The sequence below is a fragment of the Acinetobacter sp. Marseille-Q1623 genome, from assembly GCF_902809895.1.
Classification (GTDB): domain Bacteria; phylum Pseudomonadota; class Gammaproteobacteria; order Pseudomonadales; family Moraxellaceae; genus Acinetobacter; species Acinetobacter piscicola_A.
Window position 1 is genome coordinate 1,629,335 of the sequence record NZ_CADDWG010000001.1, and the last position, 11,901, is coordinate 1,641,235.

General features: G+C 35.6%; 10 protein-coding genes. 7 read left to right on the forward strand and 3 right to left on the reverse strand.

The annotated features are described in order from the left end of the window. Nucleotides 1-184 precede the first annotated feature (184 nt). The gene (locus tag HUV91_RS07740) at nt 185-1,159 is read left to right on the forward strand and encodes a hypothetical protein (RefSeq protein ID WP_130072889.1); all 975 of its coding nucleotides are present in this window, start codon (nt 185-187) and stop codon (nt 1,157-1,159) included. Nucleotides 1,160-1,172: 13 nt separating this feature from the next. Continuing rightward, nucleotides 1,173-2,048: a histone deacetylase gene (locus tag HUV91_RS07745; RefSeq protein WP_174493044.1), complete on the forward strand. Its 876-nt coding sequence runs from the start codon at nt 1,173-1,175 to the stop codon at nt 2,046-2,048. Between the two features lie 70 nt (nt 2,049-2,118). Here HUV91_RS07745 and HUV91_RS07750 read toward each other — a convergent pair whose 3' ends face one another. After that, complete coding sequence (locus HUV91_RS07750) at nt 2,119-3,618, reverse strand: cation:proton antiporter (RefSeq protein ID WP_174493045.1); 1,500 nt, start codon at nt 3,616-3,618, stop codon at nt 2,119-2,121. A 240-nt stretch (nt 3,619-3,858) separates the two neighbouring features. On the opposite strand from HUV91_RS07750, the gene HUV91_RS07755 reads away from it, so the two are divergent. Next, a complete protein-coding gene (locus HUV91_RS07755; RefSeq protein WP_174493046.1) occupies nt 3,859-4,404 on the forward strand; it encodes a hypothetical protein in 546 nt (181 codons plus the stop codon). A gap of 42 nt (nt 4,405-4,446) precedes the next feature. Here HUV91_RS07755 and HUV91_RS07760 read toward each other — a convergent pair whose 3' ends face one another. Then, complete coding sequence (locus HUV91_RS07760; RefSeq protein WP_174493047.1) at nt 4,447-5,337, reverse strand: neutral zinc metallopeptidase; 891 nt, start codon at nt 5,335-5,337, stop codon at nt 4,447-4,449. Nucleotides 5,338-5,391: 54 nt separating this feature from the next. Further along, nucleotides 5,392-6,318: a DUF808 domain-containing protein gene (locus HUV91_RS07765; protein WP_130072894.1), complete on the reverse strand. Its 927-nt coding sequence runs from the start codon at nt 6,316-6,318 to the stop codon at nt 5,392-5,394. Nucleotides 6,319-6,528: 210 nt separating this feature from the next. Here HUV91_RS07765 and trpS point away from each other — a divergent pair, with 210 nt between their 5' ends. The 4 genes from trpS to HUV91_RS07785 all read left to right on the forward strand — a co-directional run bounded on the left by trpS (nt 6,529) and on the right by HUV91_RS07785 (nt 11,882). After that, nucleotides 6,529-7,542, forward strand: coding sequence for a tryptophan--tRNA ligase (trpS, locus tag HUV91_RS07770; RefSeq protein WP_130072895.1), 1,014 nt, complete (start codon nt 6,529-6,531; stop codon nt 7,540-7,542). 649 nt (nt 7,543-8,191) lie between these two features. Next, nucleotides 8,192-8,836, forward strand: coding sequence for a YqiJ family protein (locus tag HUV91_RS07775; protein WP_174493048.1), 645 nt, complete (start codon nt 8,192-8,194; stop codon nt 8,834-8,836). A gap of 29 nt (nt 8,837-8,865) precedes the next feature. After that, nucleotides 8,866-10,581, forward strand: coding sequence for a flotillin family protein (locus HUV91_RS07780; protein ID WP_130072897.1), 1,716 nt, complete (start codon nt 8,866-8,868; stop codon nt 10,579-10,581). Between the two features lie 278 nt (nt 10,582-10,859). Next, nucleotides 10,860-11,882 carry an ELM1/GtrOC1 family putative glycosyltransferase gene (locus HUV91_RS07785; RefSeq protein WP_174493049.1) on the forward strand — a complete coding sequence of 341 codons (1,023 nt, stop codon included), beginning with the start codon at nt 10,860-10,862 and terminating at the stop codon, nt 11,880-11,882. Nucleotides 11,883-11,901: the final 19 nt, after the last annotated feature.

Consider the following 11,901-nt stretch of genomic DNA (forward strand, 5'->3'; position numbering starts at 1 on the left):
ATAATTACTAAAATTACGCAATTTTATTGTTTAAAAATACCACAAAACAACCTTTTTTGAAGAAATTTCACACAAAATAAGCACTCTATTTTATGAAAGTATTGTGAAAATTATAGAAATTTATTATTGTTAAGCGATTAAATAATTTAAAAAACGATAAAGAATTCTTGATTGGGGAATACGCATGAGTGATGTCATTTTAGAACATGAAGTTTTAAGATGTTTTAACGAACACTTACATCCATTGGCTAAAAATTTAACTGAAATGTTAAATGAGCATTTTAGTCATCAAACTGAACGCCGAGGTTGTGGCTATACTCAAGCAACACGTGTAGTGGCTGAGTTTATCAACTCAGAACAAGATGAAATTGACTTCAAAGACTTTAAAATATTTGATCAATACGATACTAAAGCGCTGAGAACGATTTTAGCCAATGCAACTGCACACGGTTTAGAACTAAAAACATGGCGCAATTTAGACATTAATGCTGAAGTACATGCATTTTTAGCAAAACATCAAGATCGTGATGATCCGTTCATTAGTGCATTAGCCAATGAAGTTGCTTTTCAAGCCAAACTCCGTAATATCCATGAACATGTCGAAAAAGAAGAAAGTAAGCTACTGTGCCAATTCTTAGAAGATATTATTTTACGTAAAGATCCTCAGGACGTAGACAGTTTAGAACTTAAAAATCTGAGTGAAAAACCGAAAGTGGGTTCTTGCCCAATGGCAGAAAACTTTTTCCTTAAAATTGCGCATGGTCGCATGTTACGTCAAGGCAACATTAATATTTTTGTAGATAAGAATGAAAAACCAATTTTGATGGAAAAAATCAAAATGGGCGATGACCATTCTTGTATTAATCTCGTGCCTTTAATTATTAATGGTATTCGTATTCCCCTTGGCAGCTTGTTTTCGGTATATTATGACGAAGAGACGATTGCCAAACGTCCCAATAAAAACTTCAAAGGTCATGTCATTTCTGTGCATGATGTGATTGGTTTTTGGTTTTTACGTTTAACGACTTTGGCGATTTCCCCCGAAAATAGAGCGCGTGCATTTACTTCGCATTTTAAACAACAAATTGATAATGGTTTATTTAGCCCAGAAACAACTGAGCTTAAACAACTGATTGCCGTTGCTCAAGAACAGATTTAGTTGAGAATACTTCATGTTAAAAGCTTGCTATTCACCTCAATATTTTGCAAAAACGCATACGAATAGCATGGAAAAACTAACTGCTGTTGCACAAGTACTTGAAGCAGAGGAAATGGCCGAGTTGGTTGATCCTGAAAGTATCGATCCCAAAATTTTATATGGTATTCATGACCCCGCTTATGTACAAGCATTTGTCCAAGGTAAAAAACCACTTGCCACCATGCAAGGCTTTAAACAGTGGAGTTTACAATTTAGGGAAGCAATTTTAGCCGTTCAATCAGGTCAACTTTTAGCCACAGAAATTGCATTCAAAGAAGGCATAGCAGCCAATATTGCACAAGGTTTTCATCATGCTGTTTATGAGCATGGTAATGCCTATTGTACTTTCAACGGCTTAGCCTTGATCGCACAACAATATCCGCATAAAAAAATCTTTGTGCTTGATTGTGACCAACACGGTGGTAATGGCACAGCAGAATATACGCTAAGATTTGAAAATTTGTTTAATTTTAGTATTTATGCTTTGGCATTTGGGTGTGCGACTTATGAACGCAGTATCACAAGGCATATCCATAATAAAAAGGGATCATTTGAGCAATATGCTGAAGCGGTCGTGGATGGGTTTGAACATGCTTTGGCATGGCAAGCGGATTTAATCGTCTATCAAGCAGGTATGGACTGTCATCAAAATGACCGTTGTGGTTCAAAGTGGTTCAGTACTGAAATGCTCTATGAACGAGATTTAATGGTATTTAAATTGGCTAAAAAATACAATTTACCCATTATGTTTGTTTTAGCTGGTGGTTATCAGAAATTGGATGATTTAGTTCCTTTACACGTCAATACCTTCAAAGCAGCCAATACGGTGTACTTTCCACCTGCCAATTAAATGATTTGTTCTCATTAAAAAACCGAATGTAAAAACATTCGGTTTTTTATGTTGAACACAATACTCAACTTTAGAAATTACTTGGATTTTCCAAACGTTTTACTTCTTGTGCTTTATCTGGACGGTGTACAGAGGCAACACCATCATCTGATTTTTTATCAACTAAAGCTTCAGGGTTATAAATCGTAATTGTTTCATGACCTTCAGCGTCTTCACCAACAATATATTTTACGCCTTTACGGTTCATTTTATGACACATACGCTGATACCAACCTTTAAAACCTTGCTTTTCTTCATTCGGGTTATAATAAAAAGCATTCATCACCGCAGGCAAACCTAGACCACAAACAATACCTGAGAGCAATACGCTAATAAACGTATAACCAATTAAAATACTACTATAATCACGTAATTCAGGAATGTTTGCGACAGCTAAGATCAAGGCAAGCGAAATACCACCACGTACCCCACCCCAAGATAGAATCGCTAAACTGCCATTATAGCTCTTGTGTCTGAAAGAAGGAAAAAATGCAAAAGCCAAATAGTTTGCTGCAAAACGAGATAAATGTAACGCAAAGAAAGCAAAGATCCCTCCTAAAATCAAACTTGTACTCAAGTCTAAAATAAAAATCTCAAGACCAATTAAGGTAAATAAGAAAGAATTAATAATGCCTTCAACGGTATGCCAAAAATGATTAACTTCACGAATTTCACGCTCTTGTAAAATTTCTTTCCATTTATTTCCAACAATCAAACCACCGATTACACAAGCAATAGGTGCAGAAGCATGAGCAAACAACGCCACAAGATATGAACCACATGCCAGTAGCGCTGTGGTTAAAATCAAAGACTCCATTTCATGTTTACCACGCAGTAAACGTAAAATGCCTAGACCAAATGCCCAACCGATAATTACAGCAACCACAATTTCATAGAGCAGGGTTTGCAAAGTTGCAACCAAACTAAAGTGTTCACCTTCCAACACATTCAGTAAAGTCATAAAAACGGCGATACACATCGCATCATTAAATAACGATTCGCCTTCAAGTTTAACCATTAAATGATGTGGCGCACGTACCGAACTAAGTACACCTTTAATCCCGATCGGGTCAGTCGCACCCAATGCTGAACCCAATAATAACAACACCAAAATAGGTACAGGATTACCAATCAAATACTGAAAGCCAAAAACTATGCCTGCAAAAAACACCGCACAAAGTACCAAGGCAATGGTCGCCAAGATACTAATGGGTTTCCAATGCACTTTTAAGTCAGATACTTTAAACTTCAATGCAGAGGAAGTTAAAATAAAACAAATTACACCATTGACCAAAAAGTCATAAAAATCAATATGTCTAACCGCTTCTTCAATATTATGAATATTAATGGAGATAAATTGATTGCCATTTAGCAAACTCGCTCCCCATTGCAAAATAAAGACAAATATCGCTGAAACCAACGGTACTCCAATGGCTTGTGGAAAACCTAAAATTCGCTTATTAAAAATGGTAGTTGCAATGGATAAAGCAAAAACGACTGTCAAGACTTGTAGAAAAAAATAATTACCCATGCTTACCCTTTTTCAGTTTTTAATATATGTGAACAACTACAACCTAATCATTTTTAAAATGAATCAAGAAATAAAAGTGATTTTTTAAATCTATATAATTTTACAAAGAAATGCCAACAAGTGCCCGTAAAAAATAATTTTTTTAACATAAATCTCAAGTTGCAACATCATTTCTAATAAAAGCGTTTAAAAGCGAGTTTGAAATCGGTATTATCAAATTTTGCAATTTTTTATGACTGTATGCGTTTTAAAATCATCTTCCGATATTTTTATGCAGCGTTGATTGGTATTGTCAGTACTTTACTGATTTGGACAACTCTAGTTAAAACCTATGAAGCTTTCACTGCACATCAAGTCACCCCTCAATACACGCATTTAGCGAGCACACCTCTTAAAGAATTGCGCTTGGTCAGTAACAACCAAAAGCCTGATGAAAAAATATTTATTACCCTACCCAACCAAGGCTATATCTTCACAATATCATGTGAACATTATATGAATAGCTTATGTACAAATGCAGATAATCAACATTATTTGCGTCAAATTAAAACGTTAGATTTAGTCCATTACGGAAAATATCATTATATTCAAAATATTAAGTATCAAAATACACAAAATCTCGAGACAAAAAGCTTTCATTTTGACAATCAACAAATTCATCAATTTTATACAACAGATATAGAAAGCCTAAAATTTCAATTGATTTTATTATGGTTTTTTAGTCTATTTGCACTCTATGTCTGTATTCGAATAGTGGGTGATTTTCAAACCTTTTTAAATAAATAAAGGAAAGTTTTACTTTCCTTTATTTAGATATGAACCGGTATTTTATTGAAAAGTATCACAACTATTCATGTCACCTGTTTTTAAACCTGTTTGAAACCATTGCATCCGTTGTTGGCTGGTTCCATGTGTAAAGCTATCAGGTACTGCATAACCACGTGCTTTTTTCTGTAAATAATCATCCCCAATTTTCTCAGCAGCATCCATCGCTTCTTCCACATCACCTTGTTCAAGGAACTGAGTTTTTTGATGGGTTTTATTTGCCCAAACACCTGCCAAACAATCTGCTTGTAATTCTAAACGCACTGATAATTGATTGCCCTGTGCCTCACTCGCACGCTGGCGTGCTTGCTGCACTTGTCCTGAAATACCCAAAAGATTTTGTACATGATGCCCCACTTCGTGAGCAATCACATAGGCTTGTGCAAAATCTCCAGCTTCATCTTGAGCACTTAACTCTGATTGATTTTGTTCACCAGAGATTCCCATTTGCTGACGCATATCTTTGAAAAATTGCGTATCGATATATACTTTTTGATCTGCTGGACAATAGAATGGTCCCATTGCTGACTGCGCTGCACCACAACCTGAATTGGTTGCCCCACTAAACATCACCAATTTAGGTGCAGCATATTGTGCACCTTGTGCCTGAAAAATGGGGGTCCAAACATCTTCAGTATCGGCAAGTACCGTACCGACAAAGTCTGACACTTCTTGTTGCTCAGGCGTTAAATTTTCAGGTGCAACTTGTTGGCTTTGTCCGTTTGAAGTCACTTGTTTGGTTGCTTGATATGCCTGTTGTGGATCAACACCAAAAAATTTCCAAGCCACAAAAGCCACAATTAAGCCTAAAATACTGATTCCGCCTGCTTTTGCCCCACCGCCGCCACGGCGATCTTCGACATTGCTACTTACTCGACGACCTTTCCAACGCATAGCCTTATCCTTATTTTTTATAAAATTCTTTCTATTTTAATGATATTTTCTCAATTAAACCGTTTCAGATTGCCCACGAATTTTTTGAACAATATTCACCAAAATAAGAACAATAAAACCCGCCACGATACCAATACCCAAATTAATCAACGTTGGCGTCATTGCACCAATGATTGAACCCACGGTAGGAATATGTTGAACCTGATCAACTGTTTGTTCAGTAAAATGATGCAAAGCGGAAATACCATGTGAAATAATCCCGCCACCCACTAAAAACATCGCAATCGTACCCACAATAGACAAAGTTTTCATTAATATCGGTGCAAATGCAAGTAAACCACGACCAATACTTTTCTTTAAGTTCGATGCTTGCTCCGTTAAATACACACCTAAGTCATCAATTTTTACAATCATCGCCACAAAACCATAAACACCAACAGTCATGATAATTGAAATCACAGTTAATACTAAAACTTTCGTCATAAAAGGTTGAGTCGCGACTGTCCCTAATGAAATCACCACAATTTCTGCAGATAAAATAAAATCTGTACGAACCGCGCCTTTAATTTTGTCTTTTTCAAATTTTTCTAAATCTGTTTCAACAGCATCAAATTCAGCCTTGGCTGTATCTGCCGTTTTTGCTTTTTTATGCATGATCGTATGAATAACTTTTTCCACACCTTCATAACATAAAAACAGACCACCAATAATCAGTAATGGCGTAATCAACCAAGGTGCAATCACACTGATCAAAAGTGCTAAAGGTACAAGAATCAATTTATTGATAAATGAGCCTTTTGCCACCCCCCACACCACAGGAATTTCTCGTTCAGAACGAACGCCTGTCACTTGCTGTGCATTAAGTGCTAAATCATCGCCTAAAACCCCTGCTGTTTTCTTGGCGGCCATTTTACTCATCACTGCAACATCATCTAACACCGTGGCAATATCATCTAATAATAATAACAAGCTACTCGCCATCTTTTTATCCTAATCTGTATTTCTGTATATTTTAATCAAGTTTTAAAATGCTTTATATAAGCACATGTATTTTTATATATCATTTTTGAAATTTTTATATTTTGCAATCAAGTGGATTTTTTCGCTGACATAAAAAAAAATTATGCCGTACAATGTGGGCATATTATTTAGCAACAACAGATGTCGTCGCTTACGGCTGTGGAATATATAATGAGTAATCAAGACAATCGTCCTATTATTTTAACGGGCGACCGTCCAACTGGACAACTTCATTTAGGACATTTTGTAGGTTCACTACGTTCACGTGTAGGGTTACAAGATTCCCATCATCAGCATTTACTTTTAGCAGATGCACAAGCACTGACAGATAATGCGGACAATTTTGAAAAAGTTCGCCGTAATATTATTGAAGTTGCAACAGATTATTTAGCGGTCGGTATTGATCCAACAAAAACCACGATTTGTGTACAATCTTGTTTGCCTGCACTCAATGAATTGACCATGCTGTATCTCAATTTCGTGACTGTTTCACGCTTAGAGCGCAATCCAACCATTAAGTCTGAAATTCAACTACGTGGTTTTGAACGTGATATTCCAGCAGGCTTTTTATGCTACCCTGTCGCACAAGCTGCTGATATAACTGCATTTAAAGCAACTGTCGTGCCTGTAGGTGAAGACCAAATTCCAATGATTGAACAAACCAACGAAATTGTTCGTCGTTTAAATCGTCAAATTGGTCATGAGGTTTTACCTGAATGTAAAGCTCTTTTATCTAATATGAGTCGCTTACCAGGTTTTGATGGTAAAGCAAAAATGTCTAAATCTTTAGGCAATACCATTGTATTAGATGCTTCGGATAAAGACATTAAAAAAGCAGTAAATGCAATGTATACCGATCCAAACCATCTTCGTATCGAAGATCCTGGTCAAGTTGAAGGTAATATTGTATTTACCTATTTAGACGCTTTTGATCCAAATAAAGAAGAAGTTGAAGAACTTAAAGCACATTATCGTCGCGGCGGTTTAGGCGATGGTACAGTGAAAAAACGCCTTGAAGGTGTGTTAAAAGAATTGATTAGCCCGATTCGTGAACGCCGTATGGAACTTGCAAAAGATCCTGATTACATTATGGATATCTTGAAAACAGGTACAGATAAGTGCCGCATTATCACTCAAGATACACTGGATGAAATCAAAAATGGTTTAGGTGTTTTCCACTTTTAAGTTATAAATAAATTGCTCAATAAAAAAGCCTTTCGATTGAAAGGCTTTTTTATATTAGAGGCTAAAGAAACATAAATCTCTTAATATTTAACGTTTATTAACATGACTTAACGCTAAAACTAATGAAGTATCTATTGAGTCGTATTATTATTTATCTCAAGTTATGAACCATCCCCAAAGTTCATAACATTTCTCCTTAACCGAATTTGTAGCTACAAATTCGTTGTTCTACGCAATGATCACCCCAATCATTGCGTATTTTTTTAAGATAAAAAATAATATACTCTTTTCCCTTTAGTTCTAATGAACTTAAATAAAAATAATCGGTAATTTTAACAACCCTTATCAATAATCTTTTTAAATATCAGCGCCATACATTCCTTGTAATGGTGATTACGCTTTCATCTAGTTATGTATAATTTATAATCTAGTTTTTAAATAATTACAAATTTTTTCCGTTGTCGTGTACACCATCACTAAAAAACAATAACTTATTGATTTACAATTATTATTAATAAAAAAATATTGTCAACATTGAAATAACCATATAAACTAGCTTTATTAATAGAATTAATTCATCATTTGGCGGTTGCCAAATATTAAAAACTCATCACAAAAATAAATTGTGAATTAAATAAGAGCTCAGACAATGTGGGAACTATTTACACATCCTTCAAACTTATTTTTTAGTGTCAGCTTATGCTTAATGCTGTTATTGGGCGTTTTTGAATGTTTACTTTTAATTTTAGGTGCATCTACGCAGGGATTTTTAGATCAATTTATTCCTGATGGCTTAGGTGAAGCAAAAAGTCTAGCAATAGATCTAGATGTAGAACAAAACTTTGTTGTGCAATTTTTAGATTGGCTATATTTAGGGCGCATCCCTGTTTTAGTTTGGTTAATTATTTTTTTAACTGTATATGCTGTTTTTGGTTTTGCTGTACAAGCGGCTTTCTTTGCATTTACACAACATTATTTACCGATTTGGATTGCAGCACCCGCTTGCTTATTTTTATGCATGCCTTTGGTACGTGTAAGTGCTGCACTGATCAGCAAAATTTTACCTCAAGATGAAACCACAGCCATTCATAGTGATGAACTGATTGGGCGTACCGCATTAATCATCTTAGGTGAAGCAAAGAAAAATTATCCTGCTCAAGCTAAAGTTCTCGACCAATTTGGTCAAACACATTATGTCTTAGTCGAGCCTGAGCTCGATATGATTTTTTCACAAGGTCAAGAAGTGATTTTAACGCAAAAAACAGCAAACGGGTTTCAAGCGATTCAACTTTAATTTTTTAATAACAACGTAGAGATAATGACATGATGAGTTCATCTTTTAATCAAATTTTAATACTTGCAGGTCTTATTTTAGCTGCGCTTATTTTCATCGGGATCATTATTGCCCGCCTTTATAAACGATCAAGTAAAGAAGTATCATTTGTTCGAACTGGTTTCGGCGGTGAAAAAGTCATTTTAAATGGTGGTGCAATCGTATTACCTGTTTTACATGAAGTGATTCCTGTCAACATGAACACTTTACGTTTAGAAGTGAAACGTGCAGCAGATCAGGCACTGATCACACGAGATCGAATGCGTGTCGATGTCATGGCTGAGTTTTATGTCCGTGTAAAACCTACGGCGGAATCAATTGCGACAGCAGCACAGACATTAGGTAAAAAAACCATGTCACCGCCTGAATTAAAAGACTTAGTTGAAGGTAAATTTGTCGATTCTTTACGTGCTGTTGCCGCAGAAATGGCAATGGAAGAATTACATGAAAAGCGTGTTGATTTCGTACAAAAAGTACAACAAGTCGTTTCGGAAGATTTGTTTAAAAATGGTCTTGAACTTGAAACCGTATCTTTGACAGGTTTAGACCAAACAAGCTTTAAATTTTTCAACCCCCAAAATGCTTTTGATGCTGAGGGTTTAACTAAACTGACTGAAACGATTGAAGATCGTCGTAAAAAGCGAAATGATATTGAGCAAGATGCTGATCTTGCAATTAAAGCTAAAAACTTAGAAACCCAACAAGCGCAATTGCAAATTTTACGTGAAGAAGAATATGCAAAAATGCAACAAGAGCGTGAAATTTCCATTCGCAAAGCTGAACAATTGGCAGAAATTGCATCACAAGAAGCATCAAAAAAACGTGAAGCAGAAGAAGCACGTATTGCGGCAGATCGTGAAGTTGAACTCAAACGTATTGCATCTGCTCGTGATGTTGAAAATGAAAATATTGTCAAAGCACAGTTGATTCAAAAAGCACAAGTAGAACAGAAGAAAACCATTGAATTGGCTGAACAAGATCGTGCAATTGCGATTGCTGAAAAATCTCGTGCTGAATCTGAAGCAAAAGCACTTGCTGACCAAGCACGTGCCCAAGCAGTCAAAGCCGAAGAAGAGGTCTTAACTGTTCGTGAAACACAACGTGCTGAACGTATAAAAGCTGTTGAACTCGTGGCTGCAAAACAGGTGGCTGAAACGGATGCAATCGCCATTACAGTAGCCGCAGAAGCATCTAAAAAAGCAGCGGTAGATGAAGCTGAAGCAGTGCGTATTGCTGCCGAAGCTGAAGCTGAGAAAGTTCGTTTAAAAGCTAAAGGTGAAGCAGATGCAAAAATCTTGCTCGCACAAGCACAAGAAAAACAATACCATGTAGATGCAGAAGGTACGCGTGCAGTCAACGAAGCCAATAATATTTTGTCAACTGAGCAAGTAGAAATGCAAATTCGCTTGGCATTGTTAAAATATTTACCAGAAATTATTCGTGAAAGCGTTAAACCAATGGAAAATATTGATGACATTAAAATTTTACAAGTGAATGGTTTAGGTGGCATGGGCGGTTCATCTGCTGCAATGGATACAGGTACTGAACAAGGTCAGGTGGCTTTGTCAGATCAAGTGGTGAATAGCGCTTTGCGTTACCGTACACAAGCCCCTTTGATTGATAGCTTAATGAATGAATTAGGTATACAAGGTGGTGACATCAATGGTTTAACTCAAAGCCTAAAAGCTAAAACTGATGCAAAATAACCCAAATCGTTAAATTTTTAATTGTGATATACCCAAAACTGCTGATTTTTAATCAATCTCATGACCAAATTTCAGCAGTTTTTTATGTTAAAACATCATGCCGCGTCATAATGATTCATTATAAATACCCTATTTACATCGTGATTTTGATTAAAATACTCAAAGCGTAAATCATACCAATAACTGCACTTTGTCAAAAATTTTTAATCTAAGCTTCAGTATGATTTAATAATGTCTCGCTAGCCTGATTCTAACAAAACATCAGATTAGGTTAAGTTGTGACTATAATAGGATCCAATACATCTGTGATCGTGATTCACGATGGTCGAAAAGGTCATTTAAATCCATCACTTGCTGTCGCTGAAATTATTCAAGAAAAATACTCCTTAGGATTTCAAGCTTTTCAACTCCCTATTACACTAAGTAAAAAATGGGTGAGTTTATTTAAAAAGTTTTCTAACTTTCCAATATTTTATAAATTTTTAGGGCAATTATTTTTTAAAGTTGAACCTACAGGCATTCAACAGACAGAAATCATCATTTGCTCAGGTATGCCAAATTTAATCTACGCAGCATATTTGGCTCAAAAATACCAAATACCACTTTTATATGTTGGAAATTTAAGAAAATTTAATGAAAATCTCATTGATTTGAGCATTACTGCTTTGGCTCAAAATGTAAATTGTAAACAAATTATTTTACCCACACCGCCAGTTTGTGCGCATTTTGCAACTCAGCTTAAAGCGCAAGAACAACATGAAGCTGTTTTACTTTTAGGTGGATCAACTTCAGATTATCCTTTTTCAAAGCAAGATTATTCTGACATGATTCAAGAATTTGCTCATTTTGTCAGTGTACATCAGTTAAAAGGAAGCGTCATTTGTTCTCGTAGAACACCTGATTTAGACCCTAAAAGTTTAGATTTATTACATACACAACAAATAGATCATATAGACCCGCATCAAAAATTTACAATGTCTGAAAAATTAGCACAGTGTAAATATATTTTTGTGACTGAAGACAGCATTACCATGTTATCTGAAGCCATTCATACAGGTGCAATCGTCACTTCAGTGTGTTTAAATGAAGCCAAAACAGATGAATTAATCGAAAAATACTTGAATTATCAATATATTCAAAGAAAATCTATTGCACATTTGGGACAAGTTGTCGAACACTATAGTCCGATCAAAAGAACAGACATGGTCACACCTTTAGTACAACAGTTAGACAGGCTTTATTTTCAAGGACATTTTCATAAAGTCACGAACTCTCGAAAAAAGAACAAAGCTTATGCCTAAAAAAAGCACTCGAGTGAGT